The following is a 24901-nucleotide window of genomic DNA, read 5'->3' on the forward strand; positions in this document are numbered from 1 at the left end:
ATTGTTATTACCCGGGAAGAGACGCGTCAGCGGACAAACAGCTTCTGGATCAGTTTCTGCAAAGGCTTGCCGTAAGGGGGATAAATCAGCTTCGCGACGTTGAATCGCTGTTTGGTCAGCACGCCCTTGGCCTTGCTGAAGGTCAGGAAACCCTCATGCCCGTGGTAGTGCCCCATTCCCGAGGGGCCGATGCCGCCGAATGGCAAGTCGTCCTGGGCGACATGCAGCAGCGTGTCGTTCAAGCAGACGCCGCCGGAATGGGTCTCGTGGAGCACGCGATTCTGTTCGGCCTTGTTGTAGCCGAAGTAGTAGAGCGCCAGCGGGCGGGGTCGCTGATTGATGTAGGCAAACGCCTGGTCCAGATTGTCATAGGGCACGATGGGCAGCAGCGGGCCGAAAATCTCGTCCTGCATCACGGTCATCTCATCGCTGACGTTGAGCAGCAGGCTGTGGGCCATGCGACGGCCCTGGCCTTGCTCGAACAACTCGATCAGCAACGCGCCTTTGCTGGTGGCGTCGCTGATGTAGCCGTTGAGCCGCGCCAGTTGTCGTTCGTTGATGACGGCGGTGTAGTCCGGGTTGTCTGCCAGGGTCGGATAGAACCCGCGAACTGCCTCGCGATACGCCTCGGCGAACTCGCCGACGCGGTTCTGCGGCACCAGCACGTAGTCCGGGGCGACACAGGTTTGCCCGGCATTCAGGGTCTTGCCGAAGGCAATGCGTTCGGCGGCGTCCTTGATCGGTACATCGACCGACACGATGGCCGGCGATTTCCCACCCAGCTCAAGGGTGACCGGCGTCAGGTTTTCGGCAGCGGCACGCATGACATGCTTGCCGATGCTGGTGGCGCCGGTGAACAACAGGTGATCGAAGGGCAGCTTGGAAAACGCCATGCCGATTTCCGCCTCGCCAAGCACCACGCAGACGAGGTCCTGGGGGAAGACCCGGGCCAGCACTTGCTTGAGCAGCAAGCCGGTTGCCGGTGTCGATTCGCTGAGCTTGAGCATCACCCGGTTGCCCGCGGCCAAAGCCCCGACCAGCGGCCCGATGGCCAGGAACAGCGGGTAGTTCCACGGCACGATGACGCCGACCACGCCCAGCGGTTGATAGATCACTTTGGCCGATGCCGGTTGAAAGGCCATGCCCACTTTGCGCCGGGAGGGTTTCATCCAACCCTGGAGATGCCGGCTGGCGTAATGGATACCGTGCAGGCTCGGCATCAACTCGGCCAGCAGTGTTTCGTCGGCGCTGCGGTGGCTGAAGTCCTGGCTGATGGCGTCGATCAAGGCTTGGCGTTCGTTGCTCAATATCTCGCGCAGTGCCTTGAGCCATTGTCGGCGCTGTTCGGCCGGTGGCATCGGATGGGCCGCGTAGGCCTGGCGCTGGGCATCGAAGAGCGACCGCAGCTCGTCCAGTTGTTGTTGCGACTCGTGCAGGTAGGCAACGTCGGCAGGCATCGTCGGGCACCGGATATTATTAGAGTGGGTGTTTTCTAGAGCTTATACTCTATAAAGTCAATGGCATCCGTAACGGCGATGGGTTTTTCCTGTGACCGATAGGTCGTAAGATGCCGATCAATGCCTTCGTCGAATTAAAGCCCAAACCATGGCCCCACGAATGAAAACCAGCGAGCGCATCGTGCAAAACAGCCTCGAGCTGTTCAACCAGCAAGGCGAGCGCAGCGTCAGCACCAACCACATTGCCGCCCACATGGACATGTCCCCGGGCAACCTCTATTACCACTTCCCCAACAAGCAGGCGATCATCGCCGTGTTGTTCAGTGAGTACGAGAACCTGGTGGACAGTTTCTTGCGCCCGCCCCAGGGTCGTGCGGCCACGGTGGAGGACAAACGCTTCTATTTGCAGGAGCTGCTGGCGGCCATGTGGCGCTACCGTTTCCTGCACCGGGACCTGGAGCATCTGCTCGACAGCGACCCGGACCTTGCGGCGCGCTATCGACGGTTTTCCCAGCGCAGCCTGATCCACGGTACCGCTATTTATGAAGGCTTCGTTGCCGCCGGCATCCTGAAGATGGACCGGGTGCAGATCGAGTCCCTGACCCTCAATGCCTGGATCATTCTCACGTCCTGGGTGCGGTTCCTGTGCACCACGCGGGAAAACTTCAGCCACCTGAGCGAGCAGGCCATCAAGCGAGGCGTGTATCAGGTACTGGTGTTGGAGGCCGGTTTCGTGACCGATCAGGCCCGCGAAGAGGTGGATGCACTGTTCAAAGAGTATTACGTCCCCCTGGCCCAGACCCTGGAGGAAGGGCAGTAGGACCGACCCCCGACTTAGCCACAGGAGTTCACCATGCCCATTGCGCAACTCATCAGTCCTCACGCCCTCGAAGAGCGGCGATCACAACCCGGGCTGGTCATTCTCGATTGCCGTTTTGCCCTGGAAGACCCGGATTATGGCCAGCGCAGTTATGCCGAAGGCCACATCGCCGGTGCATTGTTCGCGGACCTTGAACGCGACCTGAGTGGGCCGGTGACCAAAGGCGTGACCGGGCGTCATCCGCTGCCGGAGCCCGAGGCGTTGATCGAGCGCCTCAAGGCCTGGGGGATCGATAACGACAGCGATGTCGTGCTGTACGACGACGGTCCCGGCGCCTATGCCGCGCGGGCCTGGTGGTTGCTGGCCTGGCTGGGCAAGCGCGAGGGCGTGTACATCCTCGACGGTGGTCTCAAGGCCTGGCATGCCGCTGGCTTGCCCTTGAGCCTGGATCCGCCGCAGAACACTCGCGGGACCTTCAGCGGGGCGCCGGATGCGAGCGTGGTGCTCAGTGCTCAAGCGCTGCAACAACGCCTTGGCCAATCGGACATGACCCTGCTGGATGCCCGGGCGTTGCCGCGATTCAAAGGGGAAGTCGAGCCCATCGACCCGATAGCCGGGCATATCCCGGGCGCACAGTGCGCGGCGTTCACTGAAAACCTTGGCGCCGATGGGCGCTTCCTGCCGGTCGACCAGCTCAAGCGGCGCTTCGCTGAAAAACTGGGCGAGCGCTCGCCCACCGACCTGGTGGCCTATTGCGGCTCCGGCGTGACGGCGTGTCATAACCTGTTTGCCTTGTGCCTGGCAGGGTATCCGCTGGGAAGGCTGTACGCTGGCTCGTGGAGTGAGTGGATCAATGATCCCCAGCGGGGCGTGGCAACGGGCGAATAACAAACACCCGGAACCAATGTGGGAGCGGGCTTGCTCGCGAAGACGGTGTGTCAGTCAACTTCAATGTCGCTGACCCACCGCTTTCGCGAGCAAGCCCGCTCCCACAGGGGATGTGTGTTGGTCATGAACCATCATGCTCAGCCGTGGCCCAGGCTGGCCAGCCAATCGGGAATCCGCCGCTCCAGGTAGTACCCCGGGCGCCGCAGGGTTCCGTCGACAAACCCCACATGCCCGCCCCGGGCGTGCAGTTCAATCCGGGTCGAAGCGGATAATTCGCGCGGTTCGGGCAGGCTGTGAGGAAACACAAAGGGATCGTCGGCGGCCTGGATGACCAGGGTCGGCGTGCTGATGCCCGCCATGAAATAACGGCTGGAGGCGCGGCGGTAGTAATCCGCGGCATCGGAGAACCCGTGCAGCGGCGCCGTCACCCGGCCGTCAAAGTCCCAGAAGGTGCGCATGTTTTCCAACGGGCCAAGCGCCGCCAGGGTCGCCAGGCCTTCGTGGCGTCCGTCGTGCTGGAACTGGCGTTGCTTGTTGCGCACATAGGCCACGAGCTGGCGCATGAAATGCGCCTGGTAGAACCTGGAAAATCCCTGGCCGATGCGATCGGCGCACTGGTCGAGGCGAAACGGCACCGAGACCGCCACCGCCCCTTGCAACTGGCTGTCGCGGCCGGCTTCCCCCAAGTGTTTGAGCAACACATTGCCGCCCAGCGAATAACCCACCGCAAACAACGGCGCCAAGGGCCGACGGGCGCGCAAGTGGGTGATGGCGGCGGCCAGGTCTTCGCTGACGCCCGAGTGGTAGCTGCGGGGCAACAGGTTCGGCTCACCCGAGCAGCCACGCCAGTTCAAGGCCGCACTGGCCCAGCCCTGGCGACCGAGAGCCTGTTGCAGGCCGGCCACGTAAGGCGAGTTGGAAGAGCCGGTCAGCCCGTGAAGCACCAGCACCAGTGGTGCCTCGGCGCTGTGGGGGCCGTGCCAGTCAAGGTCGAGGAAATCACCGTCTTCCAGCCACAAGCGCTCGCGTTGGCGATCGATGTGGGTGGTCTGGCGCCACAACGGGCCCCATAGCGTTTGCAAATGCGGGTTGCCAAGGCCCGGGGCAGGGACGAAACGTTCGGATGCGGCGGACATCATTATTATTCTCGATGCACTGGTCAGCCGTTCAGCCAATGTCCTTTGCCGAACGCTGCCACAACGCGTAATATACCCGTCCGGATTTCTGCTCGCGATGCAAGCGCCAATTGCCCGGCAAGCCCAGAGTGGACGGGGCGGTCTCGCTTTCAGTGTAGACCCAGGAATCCTCGGCCAACCACTGACGGTCCTCAAGTAACGCGCAGACCGTCGGCAACAGGTTCTGGTTGAAAGGCGGGTCGAGGAACACCAGGTCGAAAGGCGTCGCCGGTTGGCTGTCCAGGTAGCGCAGGGCGTCGGCGGTCTGCACTTGGCCGACGGTGCAGCGCAGCGTGCCCAGGTGTTCTTTCAGGCTGGAGACCGCCAGGTTGCTGGCGTCCAGCGCCTGGCCCATGGCGGCACCACGGGACAGGGCCTCGAGAAACAGCGCGCCGCTGCCGGCGAACGGGTCGAGCACCCGGGCACCTGCCACATAGGGTGCGAGCCAGTTGAACAGGGTTTCGCGCACGCGGTCGGGAGTGGGACGCAGGCCCGGGGCATCCGGGAAGCTCAGGCGCCGGCTGCGCCATTCGCCGCCGATGATGCGCAACTGGTTCACACCGTTGTGCACGGGTTTCTTGCTGGAATTCGATGGGCGGGCCATTAGTGCTCCGGAACCCCGAGCGGCTGCTCGGCGGGTTTGTCAGTGGGGGGCGGCAACGGCTTTTGCGGCACGCTCGGGCCGGCGGTGACGATGACCATTTTGTCGGTGCTCAGGTGTTTGTTCAGCGCGGCCTTGACCTGCTCGACCGTCAGTTCCTGGGACTGACGCATGAAGTCCTCCAGGTAGCTCAGCGGCAAGTCATAGAACCCCATGGCGCCGAGCTGGCCGACGATGTCGGCATTGCTGGCGGTGGACAGCGGGAAACTGCCGGCCAACTCACGCTTGGCGTCGTCGAGTTCTTTCTGGGTGGGACCGTTCTTGAGGTAGTCGGCGAACACGTCCTGCACCAGTTTCAAGGTGCCTTCGCTCATTTCCGCACGGGTCTGCAGGTTGATCATGAAGGGGCCGCGGGATTGCATCGCCGTGAAGCCGGAGTACACGCCGTAGGTCAGGCCGCGTTTTTCCCGCACCTCGGTCATCAGTCGCGTGCCGAAGCCACCACCGCCGAGGATCTGGTTGCCCAGGGACACGGCGGCATAGTCCGGATCGTCACGGTCAATGCCCAGTTGCGCGAGCATCAGGTTGGTCTGCTTGGACGGGAATTCGATGTGGCCGATGCTCGCCTTGGGCTCCACCGGTGGCGGGGTTTTCGCCAGGGCCGGGCCTTTGGGCAGCGCGGCGGATACCTGGTTGGCAACCGCTTCGGCTTCGGCGCGGGACAAATCCCCCACCAGCGCGATCACGGCGTTGCCGGCGGCGTAGGCCTTGGCGTGGAAAGCCCGGGCCTGGGCCAGGGTGATCGGTGGGATGCTGTCGGCGGTGCCGTCGCTGGAATGGGCATAGGGATGCTCGCCGTACAGGCGCTTCATCAGTTCCAGGCCCGCCAGTTTGCCTGGGTTCTGTTTCTGGTATTCGAAACCGGCGAGCATCTGGTTCTTGATCCGGGCGAAGGAGTCGGCGGGGAAGGTCGGTTTGCCGACGACTTCGGCGTACAGCTTCAATGCCGGCTCACGCTTGTCGGCTGCGCTGAGGCTGCGCAGGGACGCCACGGCCATGTCCCGATAGGCACCGTTGCCGAAGTCCGCGCCGAGGCTTTCGAACCCTTGGGCAATGGCGCTGACGTCCTTGCCGGCCACGCCTTCGTTGAGCATGGCGTTGGTCAGCAGGGCGAGGCCGGGGGCATTGCCGTCCTGGCTGCTGCCGGCAGCGAAGGTCAGGCGCAGGTCGAACATCGGCAATTCCCGGGCTTCGACGAACAGCACCTTGGCGCCGTCAGCGGTTGTCCAGGTTTGCACGTCGAGTTGGCGCCGGCTGGGCGCCTTGTCATTCAGTTCGGTCAACGATTGCAGCTTGTTGCCGGACTTGGCGTTATCCAATGCCTGGCTGGCGGTGACGTCGGTGGTCGGCGACAGATAGAACGCCAGGGAGCCGGCCAGGGCGATCAGCGCCAGGCCGATCAGCACCGGGCGCCGTGATTTGCGCTCACTCATGAGCTTTCTCCTCGGGCAGGACATGCGCAACGCTCAGGCGCGAGCGGGTGAAATACAGCTGGGCTGCCTTCTGGATATCTTGCGGGGTCACGCTTTGCAGTTCGGCGAGTTCGGTGTCCATCAGCTTCCAGGACAAACCGACGGTCTCCAACTGGCCAATGGCGGTGGCCTGGCTGGTGATCGAGTCGCGCTCATAGACCAGGCCGGCGATGACCTGGGCGCGCACACGCTCCAGCTCTTCGGCGGTCGGCGCGGTCGTTTTCAACTGTTCGAGCAAGCGCCACAGACCGGCTTCGGCCTGGGCGATGGTTTTGTTTTTCTGCGTGTTGGGCGTCGCCGACAAGGTGAACAGTGTGTCGCCGCGGGTGAAGGCGTCGTAGCTCGACGAACCGCCGGACACCAGCTCTTCGCCGCGCTCCAGCTGGGTCGGGATCCGCCCGCTGTAGCCGCCGTCCAGCAGGGCCGAGATCAGTCGCAGCGCGTTGACTGAGCCCTTGTCCGTCGCGGTGGCGATGCTCGGCACATTGAAGGCCAGCATCACGCTGGGCAGTTGGGTCTGCACATGCAGGGTGATCTGGCGCTCGCCGGGTTCGGCCAGCTCCAGGGGGATTTTCGCCACCGGCACCGCGCGCCGGGCAATCGGGCCGAAATAGCGCTGGGCCAGGGACTTGACCTCGTCCGGCGTCACGTCGCCGACCACCACCAGGGTCGCGTTGTTCGGGGTGTACCAGGATTCGTACCAGTGCCGCAGCTCCTCGACGGTCATCCGGTCCAGGTCGGCCATCCAGCCGATGGTCGGCGTGTGGTAGCCGCTGGCCGGGTAAGTCATGGCCTTGAAGCGCTCGTAGGCCTTGGACATGGGCTTGTCGTCGGTGCGCATGCGGCGCTCTTCCTTGATCACCTCGATCTCGCGGCTGAACTCCTCCGGCGGCAGGCGCAGGCTGGCCATGCGGTCGGCTTCCAGCTCGAAAGCCACGCCCAGGCGGTCGCGGGCCAGGACCTGGTAATAGGCGGTGAAGTCATCGCTGGTGAAGGCGTTCTCTTCGGCACCGAGGTCGCGCAGGATCAGCGACGCTTCGCCGGGACCGACTTTTTCACTGCCCTTGAACATCATGTGCTCAAGGGCGTGGGACAAACCGGTCTGGCCTGGCGTTTCGTAGCTGGAGCCAACCTTGTACCAGACCTGGGAGACCACCACCGGCGCACGATGGTCTTCGCGCACGACGACCTTCAGGCCGTTGTCGAGGGTAAATTCGTGGGTGGGTTGTGGGTCGGCAGCCAAGGCTGAAAAGGGCAGACAAACTGTGCTGAGCAGCAGGCCTGCGGCGCGGCGGGCAAGAGCATTCATTCGTGTTTAAACCTGTTGGGTTGCCCGCTTGGCCTTAGCCTCAGCAGGCGAGGAGGTGCTAGGATACTGATCCGTTTTACTGGCGGCCACGCCTATCGGGCCTTTTATCGGCCCGGGGTTGTCTGGGTTCCCCGGAGAAACATCGGGTTTGCTCGTTGATCCCGGCGTTTTCGCCGATGATGCCGTACCAGTCCTTCGAAAAAATCGACTTTGGGGTGTCCTCGGGACGCCTCGACAAAATGTTGCGCGTGAACAAGCTGGATGAAACGCAGTCTGTTCAGCATTGAATATTTATCACCGAGGCGCCCTTGTGGCGCGTCGCTACCGTGAGATAGCCGTCCTCCATGTTTGGTTCCAACGACGACAAGAAGACCCCAGCTGCGGCTGGCGAGAAAAAAGGCCTGTTCGGATGGCTGCGCAAGAAGCCGCAGGAAACCGTCGTCGAACAGCCACAACCGCTGCCTGAGCCCGCCGCCGAGGCCGTGGCCGAAGCAACTGCGCCCATCGTCCTGCCGATTGCCGAGCCGGTGCTGCAGCCGGTCGAGGCTGAGACCGTTGTAGAGCCGGTGGCCGAGCAGCCGCTGACCCCGCCCGTCGAGCAAACTCCCTGGCTGACCTTGCCGGTGGCGGAAGAGCCGGTCGCGCTGGTCGAGGAAGCGGCGCCCCATATCACCCCGCCGATTCCCGCGCCGACGCAGGTTGTCGAGGCGCCAGTCGTCGACGCTGTCATTGAGCCGCCGGTCGTCGTTGCGCCCGTGGTTGCGCAAGTCGCGCCCGAACCGGCACCTGCCCTGTTGGAAACCATTGCCCCCGTCGAGCCCGTCCGTAGCGCCGAGGAAAACAAGGTCGGTTTCTTCGCCCGCCTCAAGCAAGGCCTGTCCAAGACCAGCGCCAGCATCGGCGAAGGCATGGCCAGCCTGTTCCTGGGCAAGAAAGTCATCGACGACGAATTGCTGGAAGACATCGAGACCCGCCTGCTGACCGCCGACGTCGGTGTCGAGGCCACCTCGGTGATTATCCAGAGCCTGACCCAGAAGGTCGCGCGCAAGCAGCTGACCGACGCCGATGCACTGTACAAATCCCTGCAAGGCGAGCTGACCAGCCTGCTCAAACCGGTGGAAAAACCGCTGGTGATCGCCTCGCAGAACAAGCCGTTCGTGATCCTGGTCGTCGGCGTCAACGGTGCAGGCAAGACCACCACCATTGGCAAGCTGGCCAAGAAGCTGCAGCTCGAAGGCAAGAAAGTCATGCTGGCGGCGGGCGACACCTTCCGCGCCGCCGCGGTCGAGCAACTGCAAGTGTGGGGCGAGCGTAACAAGATCCCAGTGATTGCCCAGCACACCGGCGCCGACTCCGCTTCGGTGATCTTCGACGCCGTGCAGGCCGCCAAGGCCCGTGGCATCGATGTGTTGATCGCCGACACGGCCGGTCGCCTGCACACCAAAGACAACCTGATGGAAGAATTGAAGAAGGTGCGCCGGGTGATCGGCAAGCTCGACGCCGACGCACCCCACGAAGTGCTGCTGGTGCTGGACGCCGGTACCGGCCAAAACGCCATCAACCAGGCCAAGCAATTCAACCAGACTGTCGAACTGACCGGGCTGGCCCTGACCAAGCTCGACGGCACCGCCAAGGGCGGGGTGATTTTCGCCCTGGCCAAGCAGTTCGGCCTGCCCATCCGCTATATCGGCGTGGGTGAAGGCATCGACGACTTGCGCGCCTTTGAAGCCGAGCCCTTTGTCCAGGCACTGTTTGCCGAACGGGAGCATGCATGATTCGTTTCGAACAGGTCGGTAAACGCTATCCGAACGGTCACGTCGGCTTGCATGAGCTGAGCTTTCGGGTCCGTCGGGGCGAGTTTCTGTTTGTCACCGGCCATTCCGGCGCCGGTAAAAGTACCTTGCTGCGCCTGCTGCTGGCGATGGAGCGGCCCTCCACCGGCAAACTGCTGCTGGCCGGCCAGGACCTGAGCACCATCAGCAATGCCCAGATTCCCTACCTGCGACGGCAGATCGGCGTGGTGTTCCAGAATCACCAATTGCTGTTCGACCGCACGGTGTTCAACAACGTGGCGTTGCCGTTGCAGATCCTGGGCCTGTCCAAGGCCGAGATCATCAAGCGCGTGGACTCGGCCCTGGAGCGTGTGGCCCTGTCGGACAAGACCGACCTGTACCCGGGCGACCTGTCCACCGGTCAGCAACAGCGCGTCGGCATCGCCCGTGCCATCGTCCATCGCCCGGCCTTGCTGCTGGCGGACGAACCCACCGGTAACCTCGACCCGCGCCTGGCGGCGGAGATCATGGGCGTATTCGAAGACATCAACCGCCTGGGCACCAGCGTGCTGATTGCCAGTCACGACCTGGCGTTGATCGCGCGCATGCGTCACCGCATGCTCACGTTGCAGCGCGGACGCCTGATTGGTGACGGGGAGGCTGGCGTATGAGTGCTACTCGCAGCCCGAAAGTGGCCGAACGCGTGGCCCCGAAGGCCTCCGATCCGCAGCCGCAAAAGAAAAAACGCGACGATGACGACGGCCCGGACTTCGCCACGCTGCTGCGCGCCTGGATCGAAAGCCATCGCGCCAGCCTGCTGGACAGTCTGCGGCGCCTGGGCAAGCAACCCATCGGCAGCTTCTTTACCTGCATGGTGATGGCGGTTGCCCTGAGCCTGCCCATGGGCCTGTCATTATTGCTGAATAATGTGGAGCGCCTGGGCGGTTCCTGGCAGCGCGCGGCGCAGATTTCCCTGTACCTGCAGATGGACGCGAGCCCCGGCGAAGGCCAGGCGTTGCGCGAGCAGATCAAGGCCATGCCGGGCGTGGCCGATGCCGAATACATCGGGCGCGAGCAGGCGCTTGAGGAGTTCCAGCAGCAGTCCGGCCTGGGCGAAGCCCTCAAGGAGCTGCCGGAGAACCCGCTGCCGGGCGTGGTGCTGGTGACGCCAAACGAAGTCGACAAGCCGACCCTTGAAGCATTAAGACAAAGACTTTCCGAGTTGCCGAAGGTACAACAGGCGCAACTTGATCTAGTCTGGGTCGAGCGTCTTGCGGCGATCCTCAAGCTCGGTGACCGGTTTGTCTTCGGCCTGACGGTGCTGCTGGTTTCTGCATTACTTTTGGTGATAGGCAATACCATTCGTCTTCATATTGAAAACCGCCGCACCGAGATAGAAGTGATTAAACTCGTCGGCGGTACGGACAGCTATGTACGCAGGCCCTTCCTTTATATGGGCGCGCTGTATGGCTTCGGTGCCGGGATTCTGTCCTGGGGTGTATTGGCGTTCGGCCTGGACTGGCTGAACGACGCGGTAACAGGGTTGGCCGGTTTGTACGGCAGTGATTTCTCGCTGGCCGGTGTGCCAGCCGCCGACGGTCTGTCGCTCTTGCTTGGCGCGGTGCTGTTGGGTTATATCGGTGCATGGATTGCGGTCGCACGCCACTTGCGTGAGCTTGCGCCAAAATAAGTGTTTTTTTGCGTGTATTGACCTTTCAATTTTTGTGGGAACTTGTCCTAGGGTTCCCGGTCAATTTTCGCAGTGCTGAACTGCACGAGTTATGTGAGTCGGAGGTTTTTTCGTATGACCACTTCTTTGCAACCTGCTTATGCTCTGGTCCCGGGTGCGAACCTGGAGGCCTATGTGCACACGGTCAACAGCATTCCCTTGCTGACCCCCGAGCAGGAGCGTGAACTGGCCGAGAGTCTCTATTATGAGCAGGATCTTGAGGCGGCTCGGCAGATGGTGCTCGCCCACCTGCGTTTTGTCGTACATATCGCCCGCAGCTATTCCGGCTACGGGCTGGCCCAGGCCGACCTGATCCAGGAAGGCAACGTCGGCCTGATGAAGGCGGTCAAGCGTTTCAACCCGGAAATGGGCGTGCGCCTGGTGTCGTTTGCGGTGCACTGGATCAAGGCGGAAATCCACGAGTTCATCCTGCGCAACTGGCGCATCGTGAAAGTCGCGACCACCAAGGCCCAGCGCAAGCTGTTCTTCAACCTGCGCAGCCAGAAGAAGCGTCTGGCCTGGCTGAACAACGAAGAAGTCCATCGTGTCGCCGAAAGCCTGGGCGTAGAGCCGCGGGAAGTGCGCGAGATGGAAAGCCGCCTGACCGGCCATGACATGGCCTTCGACCCGGCCGCCGAAGCGGACGACGACAGCGCTTTCCAATCGCCGGCCAACTACCTGGAAGACCACCGGTACGACCCGGCGCGTCAACTGGAAGACGCCGACTGGAGCGACAACTCCAACACCAACCTGCACGAGGCCCTGGAAGTGCTGGACGAGCGCAGCCGCGACATCCTCTACCAGCGCTGGCTGGCCGAGGAAAAAGCCACGCTGCACGACCTGGCGCAGAAGTACAACGTGTCGGCCGAGCGGATTCGCCAGCTTGAGAAGAGCGCGATGAACAAGCTCAAGGTGTCGATCGCCGCCTGACTGCGATAGCGGCCATAAAAACGCCCCGATCAGTGATGATCGGGGCGTTTTTGTTTGTGCGATGCAATCCCCTGCTGTGATCGTTCCCACGCTCTGCGTGGAAACGCATCCTGTGACGCTCCGCGTCACGCTTTGGGACGCGGAGCGTCCCGTGCTGCATTTCCACGCAGAGCGTGGGAACGATCATGCAGGGAGAGGCTTCAGCGTCCGGCTACTGGGCCCAAGGCGCTCGCCGCGAATTATTGAGTTCCAGCAAATAACTGTCGCCCCCCAACTGGCTCATCTGCTGGCGAATCCAGCCCGCCCGCCGTAGCACATAGGGGCTGGGCCGGCTGGCGCTCCATTTCCGCGGGTTGGGCAGTACCGCCGCCAACAGGCTGGCCTGTTGCCGGGACAAGGCGTCGGCGCTGATACGAAAATGATGCCGTGCTGCGGCTTCGGCCCCGAACACGCCGTCATCCCACTCGACGCTGTTGAGGTACACCTCGAGGATCCGCTGCTTGGGCCAGAGCACTTCGATCAGTGCGGTGAACCAAGCCTCCAGCCCCTTGCGCAGCCAGCTGCGGCCCGACCACAGGAACAGGTTCTTGGACACTTGCTGGCTGAGGGTGCTGGCGCCGCGAATCGAACCGCCACGCCCATTGTGGGCGAACGCGGCCTGGATCGCGCCGATGTCGAAGCCCCAGTGCTCGGGAAATTTCTGATCTTCGCCAGCGATCACTGCGACTTTCAGGCTGTCGGAGATCTGGTCCCAAGGCTGCCAGGTGCGTTGCAGGTCGATGGGTTCGCCGCCGAACCAGGATTCAACCTTGCGCTCGATCATCAGCGCCGTGAACGGCGGCGGTACCACCCGAAACAACAGCACGAGCACAACGCTGCCAACGGCGAACCAGAGCAGGGCTTTAAGGAATCGTCGAAATAATAAACGCAGCATAGAGATGGCTTGGCCGAACCCGTCGAGCGGGCCATTATACAGACCCTGTCCCCCGAGTCTGACTGGAGTTCTCATGCTGCGTAGCTTTCTGATGCTGGCTGCTTTTTTCGGCTTCACGGGCGTGGCACTGGGGGCGTTTGCCGCCCATGGCCTGAAAGGCCGCCTGAGCGCCGACTACCTGGCGATTTTCCACACCGGCGTCACCTACCAACTGGTGCACACCCTGGCGTTGCTGGGTGTTGCGCTGCTGGCCACGCACATTCCCGGTCGCATCGTCACCTGGGCCGGGGTTTCATTTGTGGTTGGCATCCTGTTGTTCTCCGGCAGCCTGTACCTGCTGACCCTCACGGGCATCAGCAAGCTGGGCATCATCACACCGTTGGGCGGCGTGGCGTTCCTGATCGGTTGGGTGTGCCTGGGGCTTGCCGCCTGGCGGCTGGGCTGACCGGGCGGTCCATTTCATGACGAATGGCTTGGGTCACCCAGACTGATCGGGCTAGAATGCCAGCCCCTAAAAATGATGGCGGCATCCGGCATGCGCATTCAGTTGAACGGCGAACCCCTTGATCTGCCCGACGGTGAAACCGTTGCGGCCCTGTTGACCCGTCTGGAACTCACCGGACGCCGCGTCGCGGTGGAGCTCAATCTGGATATCGTCCCGCGCAGCCAGCACGCCGAAACCACGTTGAACGATGGCGACAGCGTCGAAGTGGTCCACGCCATCGGTGGCGGCTAGTCGCCTCGGTTTCGCAGCATTTCGCAAGAACCTCACCCCAACAGAGGATTTCCCATGAGCATCGTTCGTAGCGACAAGCCCTTCGTCCTGGCCGGTCGTACCTACCAGTCGCGTTTGCTGGTAGGCACCGGCAAATATCGCGACATGGAAGAAACCCGCCTGGCCATCGAGGCCTCGGGCGCCGAAATCGTGACCGTCGCCGTGCGCCGGACCAACATCGGCCAGAACCCGGGCGAACCGAACCTGCTGGATATCCTGCCGCCGGACCGCTACACCATCCTGCCGAACACCGCCGGTTGCTTCGACGCTATCGAGGCCGTGCGCACCTGCCGCCTGGCCCGTGAGCTGCTCGACGGCCACAACCTGGTGAAGCTGGAAGTGCTGGCGGACCAGAAAACCCTGTTCCCCAACGTGATCGAAACCCTCAAGGCCGCTGAAACCCTGGTCAAGGAAGGCTTCGACGTGATGGTCTACACCAGCGATGATCCGATCATCGCCCGTCAATTGGCGGAAATCGGCTGCATCGCGGTCATGCCGCTGGCCGGCCTGATCGGCACAGGCCTGGGAATCTGCAACCCGTACAACCTGCAGATCATCCTGGAAGAAGCCAAGATCCCGGTGTTGGTGGATGCCGGTGTCGGTACCGCTTCCGACGCCACTATCGCCATGGAACTGGGTTGCGAAGCGGTGCTGATGAACTCGGCCATCGCCCACGCCCAGCAGCCGATCCTGATGGCCGAAGCCATGAAGCACGCCATCGTCGCCGGTCGCCTGGCGTACCTGGCTGGCCGCATGCCGAAAAAACTTTACGCCAGCGCCTCCTCGCCGCTGGATGGTCTGATCAAGTAAGAGCCATTGATGACTGAATCGAACGACACGCCGGTCCTGCCGGAAGAAGGCGAAGAGCGCCAGCACCGCCGCATCAAGAGTTTCGTGATGCGCGCCGGGCGCATGACTGAAGGCCAGCAGCGCGGCCTGGAGCAGGGCGCGCCGCTGTTTGTCCTGCCACTTGCCGATGCCCCGGTGGATTTTGACCAGGTCTTCGGCCGCTCGGCCCCGCGCTCGCTGGAAATTGGCTTCGGCATGGGCCACTCGTTGCTGGAAATGGCTGCCGCTTCGCCGGAACAGGATTTCATTGGTGTGGAAGTCCACCGTCCCGGCGTCGGTGCGCTGCTCAACGGCGTGCTGACCCAAGGGCTGACCAACCTGCGGGTCTACGATTGCGACGCCATCGAAGTGCTCAACCGCTGCGTGGCCGACAACAGCCTCGACCGGCTGATGCTGTTCTTCCCGGACCCTTGGCACAAAAGCCGCCACCACAAGCGCCGTATCGTCCAGGCGTCGTTCGCTGAACTGGTGCGCAGCAAGTTGAAGGTCGGCGGTGTGCTGCACATGGCCACCGACTGGGAACCCTACGCCGAATACATGCTGGAAGTGATGAACGTCGCCCCGGGCTATCGCAACCTGGCCGAAGACGGCAAGTGCGTACCGCGCCCGGCTGAACGGCCGATCACCAAGTTCGAGCGCCGTGGCGAACGCCTTGGGCATGGGGTTTGGGATTTGAAGTTCGAGAAGCTGGCTTAAACACCAGAAATCCCTGCTGAAAGGGGATCCCCTGTGGGAGCGAGCTTCTGTGGGAGCAAGGCTCTGTGGGAGCAAAGCTTGCTCGCGACAGCAACACCTCGGTATCACTTGAACCCGAGTTGCCTGCATCGCGAGCAAGCTTTGCTCCCACAGAAGCTCGCTCCCACCGTTGTTTTAGGTGACCGGGTCAGCGTCGATCTGCGACTACACCTATCAACACCAGCACCACCAACAACACCGGCGCCAGGCTGTAGTTGTTGAACTGGCTCAAGCCCCTGACGATCCACGGCGTGGCGTAAATCAGTGCCGCACCGCTGCCGATCATGCACAGCAGGGCGATCAGCGGGACGCGCAAGGCGCCGGCGATGCTGCCCAGGCGTTGTTCGACCCAGCCCTTGATATCGGCACCAAACAGCACCAGCAGGCAGCCTACCAATGCCAGGGAGATTTCCGACAGGTTGCTGCGGCTCCAGCGGGACACGGTGGCCAGCAGGTCGAGTACCAGATCCATTCGATTTCCTTGTGTTGATCAGCTCAGAAATGTCTGCAGCAAGTCGTTGAGAAACAGCTGTCCGCGCTCGGTGGCCGCCAGACGTGTCGGTTCGACCTGCAACAACCCGCTTTGTTCGGCCTCGCGCCGGCCTTCGGCCAGGCTTTGCAAGGACAGCCCGGTGCGCTCCGGGTACAGCCGCGCTTCCACGCCTGCGGTCAGGCGCAGGGCGTTCATCAGGAACTCGAACGGCAGCTCTTCATTGGCCAGGTTTTTCTCGCCAGCCTGGAAGCTTTTGGCCGGGTTGAGGTAGTCCTTGGGCAGGCGGGTCTTCCAGGTGCGCACGATGCGCCCGTCCGGATGGCTGAGCTTGCCGTGGGCGCCGGCACCGATGCCGATGAAGTCGCCGAAGCTCCAGTAATTGAGGTTATGCCGCGCCGCCCGACCGGGTTGAGCGTAGGCCGAAACCTCGTATTGGGCGTAGCCGTGTTCGGCCAGCAAGGCTTGCCCGGCTTCCTGGATGTCCCACAGCGTGTCGTCTTCGGGCAAAGTCGGCGGCTGGTTCCAGAACACTGTGTTCGGCTCCAGCGTCAGCTGGTACCAGGACAAATGGGTCGGCTTCAAGGCGATGGCCTGGCGCAGGTCGCTCAAAGCGTCTTCCAGGGACTGGTCGGGCAGCCCATGCATCAGGTCCAGGTTGAAATTGTCGAAACCGGCCTGACGGGCCATGCCAGCGGCGCGCACCGCCTCGTCGCCGTTGTGGATCCGGCCCAGGGCTTCGAGCTTGGCCTGCTGGAAACTCTGGATACCGATGGACAGGCGATTGATGCCCAAGGCCCGGTAAGCGACGAACTTTTCTTGCTCGAAGGTGCCGGGGTTGGCTTCCAGGGTGATTTCAATGTCCTGGGCGAACGGTATCCGCGCTTCCACGCCCTTGAGCAATCGGCCCAGGGCTTGGGCGCTGAACAGGCTCGGGGTGCCGCCGCCGAAAAAGATCGAACTCAACGGGCGACCATAAACCGCGTGCAAGTCCTGGTCGAGGTCGGCCAGCAAGGCGTCGACGTATTCCTCTTCCGGCAACTGTGGGCTGGCGGTGTGGGAGTTGAAGTCGCAATACGGGCATTTGCGCACGCACCACGGGATGTGGACGTACAACGCCAGGGGCGGCAGCACCGGCAGCGGTGCCCGAGGCGTTTGTACACCGCCATGAATCAGCGGTGCGGGAGCGTCGTCGATCATTGCAGGCCCAGGCGTTGACGCAGCAGGGCCATGGCGCGGGCGCGGTGGCTCAGTTGGTTCTTTTCCACCGGCCCCAGCTCGGCGCTGGAGCAATTGCGCTCCGGCACCCAGAACAACGGGTCATAGCCAAAACCGTGCTCGCCGCTGGCTTCGGTGAGAATGCGCCCGTGCCACAGGCCTTCGCAGAGGATCGGCAATGGATCATCGGCATGGCGGACCAGGGCCAGCACACACACGAACTGCGCGCCGCGCTCGGCTTCGGGCACGTCCTTGAGGGCGTCGAGCAGCTTGGCGTTGTTCGCCGCGTCACCTTTGCCGTCAGCGTAACGGGCCGAGTAAATGCCCGGCGCACCGCCGAGGAAGTCCACGGCCAGCCCGGAATCGTCGGCCAGCGCCGGCAGGCCTGAGATGCGCGCGGCATTGCGGGCCTTGAGGATGGCGTTCTCGACAAACGACAGGCCGGTCTCTTCCGGTTCCACCTGGCTGAACTCGCCAATCGAGTGCAACTGCACCGACCCGCCGAGCATGGCTTGCAGTTCCTTGAGTTTGCCGGCGTTGTGGCTGGCCAGTACGAGTTGGGTGAAATTGATCATTGGCCCGGGAACAGTTCCTGGTTGAAGTTGATGGTGTTGATCTTGTCGCCGGTCTGCACCTTGATCTCGAAGGTGCGGGTTTCCTGCTGGGGCACCGGATACTGGGCGATGTAGTAGATCGCGCCTTGCTCGGTCACCTGCTTGAATTGCAGCGGGACGCTCTGGCTGGTGAGGTCTTTCACCGTGCCGCTGACCTGGGCCATCAAGGGCTTGCCATCCTTGAGCACCGAGACGTTGATCACACCTTGTTGCTTGCTGCGAATCAGCTCGGCGCCCTTGGCGATGTCCGGTGTCAGGAAGGTGGAGTTGAAGGTGTTGTAGTGCACGGTGATATCACCGAACACTTCCTTGCGCTCGCCCTTGATCGCGTCGGCGGCCATGGCGCCAACGCTCAGGCAAGCGGTGATGAGAAACAACGCTAGACGGTTCATGTCGTGCTCCTGGTGAGGTCGGGGGCTCACACCGCGACCTGATGATCGGTAAGGCCTGGGCTGCTGACCCGATAGATGCCTATCTCACCTAACAGATTAGGCCATAGCTTGCTGGCCCACCCGTGGCGGTGTTGCTGGTCGACGGCCAGGCGATCGATGACCTTGGCTTCGCGTTCGCGGCACAGCGCTTCGAAATCCTCGAAGGTGCAGAAGTGGATGTTCGGCGTGTTGTACCAGGTGTAGGGCAGGAAATCCGAGACCGGCATGCGGCCCTTGCTCGCCAGGTACCAGCGGCAGCGCCAGTGACCGAAGTTGGGGAAGGTGATGATGCACTGGCGACCGACCCGCAGCATTTCGTCGAGGATCTTGTCCGGGTAGTGCACCGCTTGCAGGGCCTGGGTCATGACCACGACGTCGAAGCTGTTGCTGGCGAAGTTGCCCAGGCCCTTGTCCAGGTCTTGCTCGATGACGTTGATGCCCTTGGCGACGCACTCGGCGATGTTGTCCGGGTCGTTTTCCAGGCCGTAGCCGCTGACTTGCTTGTTGTCCCGCAGCCAGGTCAGCAGTTCGCCGTTGCCGCAGCCCAGGTCGAGCACGCGGCTGCCGGCGGGGATCCATTCCTGGATGATGTCCAGATCGGCTCTCATGGCGTCCTCACAGCGTTATACGGTTCATGTAGTTGCCGAACGCCTGCAGGTAACGCGGGATCGGGATCAAAAAGGCGTCGTGGCCCTGGGGCGCGTCGATTTCCAGGTAGCAGACGTCCTTGCGCGCGGCCATCAGCGCGTCCACCAGCTCTCGCGAGCGCGCCGGGGAGAAGCGCCAGTCGGTGGTGAACGACATCACGCAGAACTTGGCGGTGGCGTTGGCGAAGGTTTTCGCCAGGTTATCGTCGAAGTTCGCTGCTGGATCGAAGTAGTCCAGTGCCTTGGTCATCAACAGGTACGTGTTGGCGTCAAAGCGCCCGGAGAACTCTTCACCCTGATAACGCAGGTAGCTCTCGACCTGGAACTCGACGCTGTGGAAGTCGTAGTTGAGCTTTTCGCTCTTGAGGCCACGGCCGAATTTCTCGCCCATGGAGTCGTCGGACAGGTAGGTGATGTGCCCGACCATCCGCGCCAGCATCAGCCCGCGCTTGGGGATCACGCCGTGTTCCTGGAACGAGCCGCCGTGGAACTCCGGGTCGGTGAGGATCGCCTGGCGTGCCACTTCGTTGAAGGCGATGTTCTGCGCCGACAGCTTGGGGGCCGAGGCGATTGCCAGGCAGTGGCGCACGCGGTCCGGGTAGGTGATGGTCCATTGCAGGGCCTGCATGCCCCCCAGGCTGCCACCGATCACGGCGGCCCACTGGCCGACCCCGAGGCGATCGGCCAGGCGTGCCTGGCTGTGAACCCAGTCTTCCACGGTCAGCACCGGGAAATCGGCGCCGAAAGGTTTGCCGGTGTCCGGGTTGAGGCTGCTGGGGCCGGTGGAGCCGTTGCAGCCGCCCAGGTTGTTCAGGCTGACCACGAAGAACTTGCTGGTGTCGATGGGCTTGCCCGGGCCGATGCAGCTATCCCACCAGCCGGGCTTGCGGTCGTCGACGCTGTGGTAGCCGGCGGCGTGGTGATGCCCCGACAAGGCGTGGCAAATCAGCACGGCGTTGCTCGCCGTGGCATTGAGGGTGCCGTAGGTTTCGTAGATCAGGTCATAGGCTGGCAACGAACGGCCGCAGGCCAGGGCCAGGGGCTCGCTGAAATGCGCCGTTTGCGGCGTCACCAGACCAACGGAATCGGGGGGAAAGGCAGCTGGCATCGACCCTGCTCGCGTTGAAATGAGGCGTAAGTCTAAAGACCGCTGGGGTAGGCGGCAAGCAAAGGGCGGCGCTGATTCTTCGGTGGACGTAAACCCTGTGGGAGCAAGGCTTGCCCGCGGCGGGGACGATGCGGTCTTTTGGGGACCGAGGTGCCTGTTTCGCGAGCAAGCTTTGCTCCCACAGAGAGAGGTGCTGACTGATCAGACCGGTATCGGGTCAGATCAGCAACCGCAGGATTTCCGGCATCATGGTCATCGCCGCCAGGTTGTTGATCACCAGCATGTCGATCAGCTTGAGCACCATGAACGCCAGGATCGGCGAAATATCCAGGCCGCCAAGGTTCGGCAGGATGCGGCGGAACGGCGCCAGGGCCGGCTCGCAGATCTGGTTCACCAGCTCGGCGCCCGGGTTATGGCTGCCCGGCGCAACCCACGACAGGATCACGCTGATGATCATGGCGAAGAAGAAAATCTTCAGGAACAGCGCGGTCACGCCAATGAGCGACCAGATCAGCAGTTGCAGCGGGTTGCCGGTGGTGCCGTAGGTCAGCAGCAGGGTCAGGGCCATCAGCGCCAGTTGCACGAGGATCGCCAGGACCAGCGACGACATGTCCAGGCCGAACAGGCTCGGGATGATCCGGCGCAGGGGCTTGAGCAGCGGCTGGGTGGCCTTGACGATGAACTGGCACAGTGGGTTGTAGAAGTTGGCGCGCACCAGTTGCAGCACGAAGCGCAGCAGCACGATCAGCAGGTACAGGCTGCCGAGGGTTTGCAGCACGTAGACCGCTGCAGTGTTCAATCCAATCATGAATAACTCCTTATTGGCCCAGTTGTTCGGCCATTTCGGCCGAGCGGTGCGCGGCGGCGCCGAGTGCTTTTTCCACCAGGGCTTCGAAGCCCCCGGCCTGGAACGATTTGATGGCCGCTTCAGTGGTGCCGGCCGGTGAGGTGACGCGGCGACGCAGCTCGGCCGCATCGACGTCGCTGGACACCGCCATGTGCGCGGCACCGAGGGCGGTCTGCAAGGTCAGCCTGGCGGCGGTTTCCCGGGGCAGGCCGAGTTTCTCGCCGGCGGCGGTCATGGCTTCGATCAGCAGGAAGAAGTACGCCGGGCCCGAGCCGGAGACGGCGGTAACGGCGTCCAGTTGCTGTTCGGTGTCCAGCCACAGTGCCAGGCCGACAGCCGACAGCAGCTCCTCGGCCTGCTGGCGTTGTGCGGCGGACACTTGGGAAATGGCGAACAGGCCGCTGACGCCCTGGCGCAGCAGTGCCGGGGTATTGGGCATGCAGCGTACGATCGGCTGCTCGCCGAGCCAGTTGTTCATGCTGGCGCACGTGATGCCGGCGGCAATCGACACCACCAGTTGATGAGGCTTGAGACTTGGGCGCAGGGCTTCGCAGACGGTTTTCATCGCCTGCGGCTTGACCGCCAGCACGATGACGTCCGCGCCGTCGATGGCCTGGGCGTTGTCGGCGAAGGTTTCGATGCCGTGTTCGCTGCTCACCCGGGTGCGGGTCTCTTCACCCGGATCGCTGGCGCGGATCAAAGAAGCGTCCAGGCCCTTGGCCCGCAGGCCGCCGATCAGGCTGGCGGCCATGTTGCCGGCGCCGATGAAGGCAATACGCGTGTTGCTCATGACAGGTCCTTATAAAAAGATGAGTCGGCCATGTTTCAGGATTGACCGTAGTCGCGGGCGCCAAACAGGGCCGTACCGATGCGTACCCAAGTGGCGCCTTGGGCGATGGCTGACTCAAGGTCGTGGCTCATGCCCATGGAAAGGGTGTCCAACGGTAGTGCGAGGCTGGCTTGCAAGCGTTGGACAGCGGCAAAGGCAGCATCCTGGGCGGCGCGGTCTTCGGTGGGTTCGGGAATCGCCATCAACCCGCGCAGTTTCAGGCGGGGCAGGGCGCTGATGGCGCTGGCCAGGGCGGGCAGGTCCGCCGGGGTGCAGCCGGATTTGCTGGCTTCACCGCTGACGTTGATCTGAATGCAGATGTTCAGCGGTGGCAAGTCGGCCGGACGCTGCTCGGACAGACGCTGTGCAATTTTCAAGCGATCCACGGAATGCACCCAGTCGAAGTGTTCGGCGATAGCGCGCGTCTTGTTCGATTGAATGGGGCCGATGAAGTGCCAGATCAAGGGCAGGTCGGTCAGTTCGAGCTGTTTGCCCAAGGCTTCTTGCAGGTAGTTCTCGCCGAAGTCCCGCAGGCCGGCGGCATAGGCTTCGCGCAAGGCCTGGACGGGTTTGGTCTTGCTCACGGCCAGCAGTTTGACACTGTGTTCGGCACGCTGGGCGGCCTGCTCCGCAGCACGGATGCGCGAACTAACCTGAGCGATGTTGTCTGCTATCGTGGACATAAAGAAGCGCCAGCGGTGAGGTTCGCGGCATTCTACTGGAATTGAGGAGCGCTATGGATATCACTGAGTTACTGGCGTTCAGCGCCAAGCAGGGCGCGTCGGACCTGCACCTGTCCGCCGGGCTGCCACCGATGATCCGTGTCGATGGCGATGTCAGGCGCATCAACCTGCCAGCGCTGGACCACAAGCAGGTTCATGAACTGATCTACGACATCATGAACGACCGGCAACGAGTAGATTACGAAAAGTTTCTGGAGACCGATTTTTCCTTCGACGTGCCGGGCGTCGCACGGTTCCGGGTCAACGCCTTCAACCAGAATCGCGGTGCGGGGGCGGTGTTTCGGACCATTCCGTCGAAAGTCCTGACCATGGAAGACCTGGGGATGGGCGAGGTGTTTCGCAAAGTGACCGAATCGCCGCGCGGGTTGGTATTGGTGACCGGGCCGACCGGTTCAGGCAAGTCCACCACCCTGGCGGCCATGATCGATTACTTGAACAGCCACAAGCACCATCACATCCTCACCATCGAAGACCCTATCGAATTCGTTCACGAACCGCGCAAATGCCTGATCAACCAGCGTGAGGTGCACCGCGACACCCAGGGTTTCTCCACGGCCCTGCGTTCGGCCCTGCGGGAGGACCCGGACGTGATCCTGGTGGGCGAGATGCGCGACCTGGAAACCATTCGTCTGGCGCTGACCGCCGCGGAAACCGGGCACCTGGTGTTCGGCACCCTGCACACCACGTCGGCGGCCAAGACCATTGACCGGGTGGTGGACGTGTTCCCCGGTGACGAGAAGTCCATGGTTCGCTCGATGTTGTCGGAGTCGTTGCAGGCGGTGATCTCCCAGACGCTGGTCAAGAAAATCGGCGGCGGCCGGATCGCGGCGCATGAAATCATGCTGGGGACCTCGGCCATTCGGAACCTGATCCGCGAAGACAAGGTGGCGCAGATGTACTCGGCGATCCAGACCGGCGGTTCGCTGGGGATGCAGACGCTGGACATGTGCCTGAAGGACTTGGTGAGCAAGGGGCTGATCAGCCGCGAACATGCGCGGGAGCGGGCGCGTACGCCGGATAACTTCTAGAGGGGGCGGGGAGGTTGGTGCAAGCCTTGTGGGGGGGCGCTTCGCGCCCCAGCGGGGATAAATCCCCTCGCCACAGAGGCCGGTGATCAGCGCTGAACCACCCGCATCGCGCCCGGCTCTTTCGGCAGCACGCGCTTGGCGACCACGTAGTGACTGTTCCAGTACGGTTTGTTCAGGGTGTCGATGCTCACCGACTTGCCACGGCGCGGGGCGTGGATGAAGCGGTCGTTGCCCAGGTAGATGGCCACGTGGTTGACCCGGCGGCTCTTGAGCTTGAAGAAGATCAGGTCACCGGGCTTGAGGTCCTTGCGCTCGACTTTCTCGCCATGACCGGTGGCCATGGCGTTGGAGGTGCGCGGCAGGTCGAAGGTGGCGTCGTTGAAGGCGTATTTCACCAACCCGCTGCAATCGAACCCTTTACTTGGGCTACTGCCGCCCCAACGATAAGGTGTACCAAGTACATTCACGGCGCGACTCAACACGTTGCTGCTCGCTTTGGTCGCCATCGGCGGGACCAGCTTGCTGTTGGCTGTGCTCACGCGCTGGACGCTTGGCTTGTTCTTGCTCAAGGAAGCAGAAACATGGGATTTCGGGGTATAGCCGTTGACGTTGGGAAGACGTTGCTCACGATTGGTGGCGTGGGCAGCCAGTGGCAATAATAGGCAGATGGTTAGCCATGTCTTGAAAAATGGACGCATTAGGCAAGGCTCTTAAAGGTTGGCGCGCAACTTTATAACAGCTTTTTTTGCGTTCCAGAGGCCGTTTGTCGATTCGAAACGCAGCGCAAAACCCAGCAAAATGCGACAACTTGACCTGATTGTCCGACAGAACCCCTATGCTACGGGGCTTTCGTCGGTTCGTGGCGCCCAGGACCGCTTGTCGGGCAGACACGAAAAAGTCACACAAAGTCAGAAAAAATTTATCTATCGAGGCAAAAGAGGCCATTCATGAACAGCTATCAGCAGGATGCAATCCGCGATACCCACAGCAAGGTCATTGGGTATCTGCTGTGGATTTTCGGGTTCACCGGTGCCCATCGTTTCTATTACGGCAAGCCGGTCACGGGCACGATCTGGTTCTTCACCTTCGGCCTGCTGGGCATTGGTTGGCTGATCGACTTGTTCCTGATTCCGGCCATGGATCGTGAAGCGGACCTGCGTTTCACTCCGGGGCCTATCGAATACAGCGTGGCGTGGATTCTGCTGACGTTTCTCGGGGTGCTGGGCGTACACCGCATGTACCAGGGCAAATGGCTCAGCGGGATCCTTTACCTGCTGACCGGTGGGGTGTTTTTCCTGGGGGTGTTGTATGACTTCTGGACGCTGAACGATCAGGTGTCGATTCGTAATGCGCAGAAGCGTGGGGCTTTTTAGTAAGACCGGCAGATCGAGTCGCCTGCATTCGCGAGCAAGCCCGCTCCCACAAGGATCTTTGGTGAAC

General features: G+C 62.5%; 28 protein-coding genes. 12 read left to right on the forward strand and 16 right to left on the reverse strand.

Annotation, left to right across the window (positions count from 1 at the left end; genetic code table 11):
* Positions 1 to 26: 26 nt before the first annotated feature.
* A complete protein-coding gene (locus CFII68_RS10040; RefSeq protein WP_018609466.1) occupies positions 27 to 1457 on the reverse strand; it encodes a coniferyl aldehyde dehydrogenase in 1431 nt (476 codons plus the stop codon).
* Positions 1458 to 1605: 148 nt separating this feature from the next.
* On the opposite strand from CFII68_RS10040, the gene CFII68_RS10035 reads away from it, so the two are divergent.
* Positions 1606 to 2277 carry a TetR/AcrR family transcriptional regulator gene (locus CFII68_RS10035; protein ID WP_003206524.1) on the forward strand — a complete coding sequence of 224 codons (672 nt, stop codon included), beginning with the start codon at positions 1606 to 1608 and terminating at the stop codon, positions 2275 to 2277.
* Positions 2278 to 2310: 33 nt separating this feature from the next.
* Positions 2311 to 3165 (forward strand): sulfurtransferase, encoded by an 855-nt coding sequence (locus CFII68_RS10030; RefSeq protein ID WP_018609469.1) that lies wholly within the window; start codon positions 2311 to 2313, stop codon positions 3163 to 3165.
* Between the two features lie 137 nt (positions 3166 to 3302).
* Here CFII68_RS10030 and CFII68_RS10025 read toward each other — a convergent pair whose 3' ends face one another.
* From CFII68_RS10025 to CFII68_RS10010, 4 genes are read right to left on the reverse strand one after another with little or no spacing between them, the layout of a single operon-like run.
* Positions 3303 to 4301 (reverse strand): hydrolase, encoded by a 999-nt coding sequence (locus CFII68_RS10025; protein ID WP_033062732.1) that lies wholly within the window; start codon positions 4299 to 4301, stop codon positions 3303 to 3305.
* Positions 4302 to 4332: 31 nt separating this feature from the next.
* Complete coding sequence (gene rsmD / locus CFII68_RS10020) at positions 4333 to 4944, reverse strand: 16S rRNA (guanine(966)-N(2))-methyltransferase RsmD (RefSeq protein ID WP_014340689.1); 612 nt, start codon at positions 4942 to 4944, stop codon at positions 4333 to 4335.
* Entirely contained in the window at positions 4944 to 6434 is a 1491-nt protein-coding gene (locus CFII68_RS10015) for a pitrilysin family protein (protein WP_018609478.1), read from the reverse strand. The genes rsmD and CFII68_RS10015 overlap by 1 nt, the downstream gene beginning before the upstream one ends.
* Positions 6427 to 7782, reverse strand: coding sequence for a pitrilysin family protein (locus CFII68_RS10010; protein WP_018609480.1), 1356 nt, complete (start codon positions 7780 to 7782; stop codon positions 6427 to 6429). The genes CFII68_RS10015 and CFII68_RS10010 overlap by 8 nt, the downstream gene beginning before the upstream one ends.
* A gap of 344 nt (positions 7783 to 8126) precedes the next feature.
* On the opposite strand from CFII68_RS10010, the gene ftsY reads away from it, so the two are divergent.
* The 4 genes from ftsY to rpoH all read left to right on the forward strand — a co-directional run bounded on the left by ftsY (position 8127) and on the right by rpoH (position 12213).
* Positions 8127 to 9557, forward strand: a complete 1431-nt coding sequence (gene ftsY / locus CFII68_RS10005; RefSeq protein WP_018609484.1) for a signal recognition particle-docking protein FtsY — start codon at positions 8127 to 8129, stop codon at positions 9555 to 9557.
* Positions 9554 to 10225, forward strand: coding sequence for a cell division ATP-binding protein FtsE (ftsE, locus tag CFII68_RS10000; RefSeq protein ID WP_003177474.1), 672 nt, complete (start codon positions 9554 to 9556; stop codon positions 10223 to 10225). The genes ftsY and ftsE overlap by 4 nt, the downstream gene beginning before the upstream one ends.
* Complete coding sequence (ftsX, locus tag CFII68_RS09995) at positions 10222 to 11244, forward strand: permease-like cell division protein FtsX (protein WP_018609487.1); 1023 nt, start codon at positions 10222 to 10224, stop codon at positions 11242 to 11244. The genes ftsE and ftsX overlap by 4 nt, the downstream gene beginning before the upstream one ends.
* Before the next feature lie 114 nt (positions 11245 to 11358).
* A complete protein-coding gene (gene rpoH / locus CFII68_RS09990) occupies positions 11359 to 12213 on the forward strand; it encodes an RNA polymerase sigma factor RpoH (protein WP_003177476.1) in 855 nt (284 codons plus the stop codon).
* Positions 12214 to 12424: 211 nt separating this feature from the next.
* Here rpoH and mtgA read toward each other — a convergent pair whose 3' ends face one another.
* The gene (gene mtgA / locus CFII68_RS09985) at positions 12425 to 13147 is read right to left on the reverse strand and encodes a monofunctional biosynthetic peptidoglycan transglycosylase (RefSeq protein WP_018609489.1); all 723 of its coding nucleotides are present in this window, start codon (positions 13145 to 13147) and stop codon (positions 12425 to 12427) included.
* Between the two features lie 73 nt (positions 13148 to 13220).
* Here mtgA and CFII68_RS09980 point away from each other — a divergent pair, with 73 nt between their 5' ends.
* The 4 genes from CFII68_RS09980 to trmB all read left to right on the forward strand — a co-directional run bounded on the left by CFII68_RS09980 (position 13221) and on the right by trmB (position 15467).
* Positions 13221 to 13592 (forward strand): DUF423 domain-containing protein, encoded by a 372-nt coding sequence (locus tag CFII68_RS09980; protein WP_018609491.1) that lies wholly within the window; start codon positions 13221 to 13223, stop codon positions 13590 to 13592.
* Positions 13593 to 13682: 90 nt separating this feature from the next.
* Positions 13683 to 13883 (forward strand): sulfur carrier protein ThiS, encoded by a 201-nt coding sequence (thiS, locus tag CFII68_RS09975; RefSeq protein WP_018609493.1) that lies wholly within the window; start codon positions 13683 to 13685, stop codon positions 13881 to 13883.
* Positions 13884 to 13937: 54 nt separating this feature from the next.
* Positions 13938 to 14732: a thiazole synthase gene (locus tag CFII68_RS09970; RefSeq protein WP_003177480.1), complete on the forward strand. Its 795-nt coding sequence runs from the start codon at positions 13938 to 13940 to the stop codon at positions 14730 to 14732.
* Positions 14733 to 14741: 9 nt separating this feature from the next.
* The gene (gene trmB / locus CFII68_RS09965) at positions 14742 to 15467 is read left to right on the forward strand and encodes a tRNA (guanosine(46)-N7)-methyltransferase TrmB (RefSeq protein WP_018609495.1); all 726 of its coding nucleotides are present in this window, start codon (positions 14742 to 14744) and stop codon (positions 15465 to 15467) included.
* Positions 15468 to 15654: 187 nt separating this feature from the next.
* On the opposite strand, the gene CFII68_RS09960 is transcribed toward trmB, so the two are convergent.
* The 9 genes from CFII68_RS09960 to CFII68_RS09920 all read right to left on the reverse strand — a co-directional run bounded on the left by CFII68_RS09960 (position 15655) and on the right by CFII68_RS09920 (position 22373).
* The gene (locus CFII68_RS09960) at positions 15655 to 15978 is read right to left on the reverse strand and encodes a DUF3392 domain-containing protein (RefSeq protein WP_014340681.1); all 324 of its coding nucleotides are present in this window, start codon (positions 15976 to 15978) and stop codon (positions 15655 to 15657) included.
* A gap of 18 nt (positions 15979 to 15996) precedes the next feature.
* On the reverse strand, positions 15997 to 17196 hold the full coding sequence (hemW, locus tag CFII68_RS09955; RefSeq protein WP_018609498.1) for a radical SAM family heme chaperone HemW: 1200 nt from the start codon (positions 17194 to 17196) through the stop codon (positions 15997 to 15999).
* A complete protein-coding gene (rdgB, locus tag CFII68_RS09950; protein ID WP_018609500.1) occupies positions 17193 to 17789 on the reverse strand; it encodes an RdgB/HAM1 family non-canonical purine NTP pyrophosphatase in 597 nt (198 codons plus the stop codon). Before rdgB ends, hemW begins: the two co-directional genes overlap by 4 nt.
* Positions 17786 to 18220, reverse strand: coding sequence for a DUF4426 domain-containing protein (locus CFII68_RS09945; RefSeq protein WP_014340678.1), 435 nt, complete (start codon positions 18218 to 18220; stop codon positions 17786 to 17788). Before CFII68_RS09945 ends, rdgB begins: the two co-directional genes overlap by 4 nt.
* 26 nt (positions 18221 to 18246) lie before the next feature.
* The gene (metW, locus tag CFII68_RS09940) at positions 18247 to 18867 is read right to left on the reverse strand and encodes a methionine biosynthesis protein MetW (RefSeq protein WP_014340677.1); all 621 of its coding nucleotides are present in this window, start codon (positions 18865 to 18867) and stop codon (positions 18247 to 18249) included.
* Between the two features lie 7 nt (positions 18868 to 18874).
* Positions 18875 to 20014: a homoserine O-acetyltransferase gene (locus CFII68_RS09935; RefSeq protein ID WP_018609504.1), complete on the reverse strand. Its 1140-nt coding sequence runs from the start codon at positions 20012 to 20014 to the stop codon at positions 18875 to 18877.
* A gap of 217 nt (positions 20015 to 20231) precedes the next feature.
* Complete coding sequence (locus CFII68_RS09930) at positions 20232 to 20822, reverse strand: YggT family protein (protein ID WP_014340674.1); 591 nt, start codon at positions 20820 to 20822, stop codon at positions 20232 to 20234.
* Positions 20823 to 20832: 10 nt separating this feature from the next.
* Complete coding sequence (proC, locus tag CFII68_RS09925) at positions 20833 to 21651, reverse strand: pyrroline-5-carboxylate reductase (RefSeq protein WP_018609506.1); 819 nt, start codon at positions 21649 to 21651, stop codon at positions 20833 to 20835.
* A 35-nt stretch (positions 21652 to 21686) separates the two neighbouring features.
* Complete coding sequence (locus tag CFII68_RS09920; RefSeq protein WP_018609508.1) at positions 21687 to 22373, reverse strand: YggS family pyridoxal phosphate-dependent enzyme; 687 nt, start codon at positions 22371 to 22373, stop codon at positions 21687 to 21689.
* A 53-nt stretch (positions 22374 to 22426) separates the two neighbouring features.
* Between CFII68_RS09920 and CFII68_RS09915 the strand changes: the two genes are divergently transcribed.
* Positions 22427 to 23461 carry a type IV pilus twitching motility protein PilT gene (locus CFII68_RS09915; protein ID WP_014340671.1) on the forward strand — a complete coding sequence of 345 codons (1035 nt, stop codon included), beginning with the start codon at positions 22427 to 22429 and terminating at the stop codon, positions 23459 to 23461.
* Between the two features lie 86 nt (positions 23462 to 23547).
* Here the strand turns inward: CFII68_RS09915 and CFII68_RS09910 are convergent, their stop codons facing one another.
* The gene (locus CFII68_RS09910) at positions 23548 to 24159 is read right to left on the reverse strand and encodes a C40 family peptidase (protein WP_018609510.1); all 612 of its coding nucleotides are present in this window, start codon (positions 24157 to 24159) and stop codon (positions 23548 to 23550) included.
* Between the two features lie 249 nt (positions 24160 to 24408).
* Between CFII68_RS09910 and CFII68_RS09905 the strand changes: the two genes are divergently transcribed.
* Positions 24409 to 24834, forward strand: a complete 426-nt coding sequence (locus CFII68_RS09905; RefSeq protein ID WP_018609512.1) for a TM2 domain-containing protein — start codon at positions 24409 to 24411, stop codon at positions 24832 to 24834.
* Positions 24835 to 24901: the final 67 nt, after the last annotated feature.

The sequence above is a fragment of the Pseudomonas sp. CFII68 genome (assembly GCF_000416195.1).
Lineage (GTDB): Bacteria > Pseudomonadota > Gammaproteobacteria > Pseudomonadales > Pseudomonadaceae > Aquipseudomonas > Aquipseudomonas kilonensis.

What these genes read in the sequence shown, in the direction of transcription:
- CFII68_RS10035 (WP_003206524.1), top strand. Translation starts at nt 1,606, where the DNA reads ATGGCCCCACGAATGAAAACCAGCGAGCGCATCGTGCAAAACAGCCTC.
- CFII68_RS09945 (WP_014340678.1), bottom strand. Translation starts at nt 18,220, where the DNA reads ATGAACCGTCTAGCGTTGTTTCTCATCACCGCTTGCCTGAGCGTTGGC.
- CFII68_RS10030 (WP_018609469.1), top strand. Translation starts at nt 2,311, where the DNA reads ATGCCCATTGCGCAACTCATCAGTCCTCACGCCCTCGAAGAGCGGCGA.
- mtgA (WP_018609489.1), bottom strand. Translation starts at nt 13,147, where the DNA reads ATGCTGCGTTTATTATTTCGACGATTCCTTAAAGCCCTGCTCTGGTTC.
- rsmD (WP_014340689.1), bottom strand. Translation starts at nt 4,944, where the DNA reads ATGGCCCGCCCATCGAATTCCAGCAAGAAACCCGTGCACAACGGTGTG.
- rpoH (WP_003177476.1), top strand. Translation starts at nt 11,359, where the DNA reads ATGACCACTTCTTTGCAACCTGCTTATGCTCTGGTCCCGGGTGCGAAC.
- hemW (WP_018609498.1), bottom strand. Translation starts at nt 17,196, where the DNA reads ATGATCGACGACGCTCCCGCACCGCTGATTCATGGCGGTGTACAAACG.
- trmB (WP_018609495.1), top strand. Translation starts at nt 14,742, where the DNA reads ATGACTGAATCGAACGACACGCCGGTCCTGCCGGAAGAAGGCGAAGAG.
- ftsX (WP_018609487.1), top strand. Translation starts at nt 10,222, where the DNA reads ATGAGTGCTACTCGCAGCCCGAAAGTGGCCGAACGCGTGGCCCCGAAG.
- CFII68_RS09930 (WP_014340674.1), bottom strand. Translation starts at nt 20,822, where the DNA reads ATGATTGGATTGAACACTGCAGCGGTCTACGTGCTGCAAACCCTCGGC.
- CFII68_RS09960 (WP_014340681.1), bottom strand. Translation starts at nt 15,978, where the DNA reads ATGGATCTGGTACTCGACCTGCTGGCCACCGTGTCCCGCTGGAGCCGC.
- CFII68_RS10010 (WP_018609480.1), bottom strand. Translation starts at nt 7,782, where the DNA reads ATGAATGCTCTTGCCCGCCGCGCCGCAGGCCTGCTGCTCAGCACAGTT.
- CFII68_RS10015 (WP_018609478.1), bottom strand. Translation starts at nt 6,434, where the DNA reads ATGAGTGAGCGCAAATCACGGCGCCCGGTGCTGATCGGCCTGGCGCTG.
- CFII68_RS09980 (WP_018609491.1), top strand. Translation starts at nt 13,221, where the DNA reads ATGCTGCGTAGCTTTCTGATGCTGGCTGCTTTTTTCGGCTTCACGGGC.
- CFII68_RS09915 (WP_014340671.1), top strand. Translation starts at nt 22,427, where the DNA reads ATGGATATCACTGAGTTACTGGCGTTCAGCGCCAAGCAGGGCGCGTCG.
- ftsE (WP_003177474.1), top strand. Translation starts at nt 9,554, where the DNA reads ATGATTCGTTTCGAACAGGTCGGTAAACGCTATCCGAACGGTCACGTC.
- CFII68_RS09920 (WP_018609508.1), bottom strand. Translation starts at nt 22,373, where the DNA reads ATGTCCACGATAGCAGACAACATCGCTCAGGTTAGTTCGCGCATCCGT.
- proC (WP_018609506.1), bottom strand. Translation starts at nt 21,651, where the DNA reads ATGAGCAACACGCGTATTGCCTTCATCGGCGCCGGCAACATGGCCGCC.
- CFII68_RS09910 (WP_018609510.1), bottom strand. Translation starts at nt 24,159, where the DNA reads ATGCGTCCATTTTTCAAGACATGGCTAACCATCTGCCTATTATTGCCA.
- thiS (WP_018609493.1), top strand. Translation starts at nt 13,683, where the DNA reads ATGCGCATTCAGTTGAACGGCGAACCCCTTGATCTGCCCGACGGTGAA.
- CFII68_RS09935 (WP_018609504.1), bottom strand. Translation starts at nt 20,014, where the DNA reads ATGCCAGCTGCCTTTCCCCCCGATTCCGTTGGTCTGGTGACGCCGCAA.
- ftsY (WP_018609484.1), top strand. Translation starts at nt 8,127, where the DNA reads ATGTTTGGTTCCAACGACGACAAGAAGACCCCAGCTGCGGCTGGCGAG.
- CFII68_RS10040 (WP_018609466.1), bottom strand. Translation starts at nt 1,457, where the DNA reads ATGCCTGCCGACGTTGCCTACCTGCACGAGTCGCAACAACAACTGGAC.
- CFII68_RS09905 (WP_018609512.1), top strand. Translation starts at nt 24,409, where the DNA reads ATGAACAGCTATCAGCAGGATGCAATCCGCGATACCCACAGCAAGGTC.
- rdgB (WP_018609500.1), bottom strand. Translation starts at nt 17,789, where the DNA reads ATGATCAATTTCACCCAACTCGTACTGGCCAGCCACAACGCCGGCAAA.
- metW (WP_014340677.1), bottom strand. Translation starts at nt 18,867, where the DNA reads ATGAGAGCCGATCTGGACATCATCCAGGAATGGATCCCCGCCGGCAGC.
- CFII68_RS10025 (WP_033062732.1), bottom strand. Translation starts at nt 4,301, where the DNA reads ATGTCCGCCGCATCCGAACGTTTCGTCCCTGCCCCGGGCCTTGGCAAC.
- CFII68_RS09970 (WP_003177480.1), top strand. Translation starts at nt 13,938, where the DNA reads ATGAGCATCGTTCGTAGCGACAAGCCCTTCGTCCTGGCCGGTCGTACC.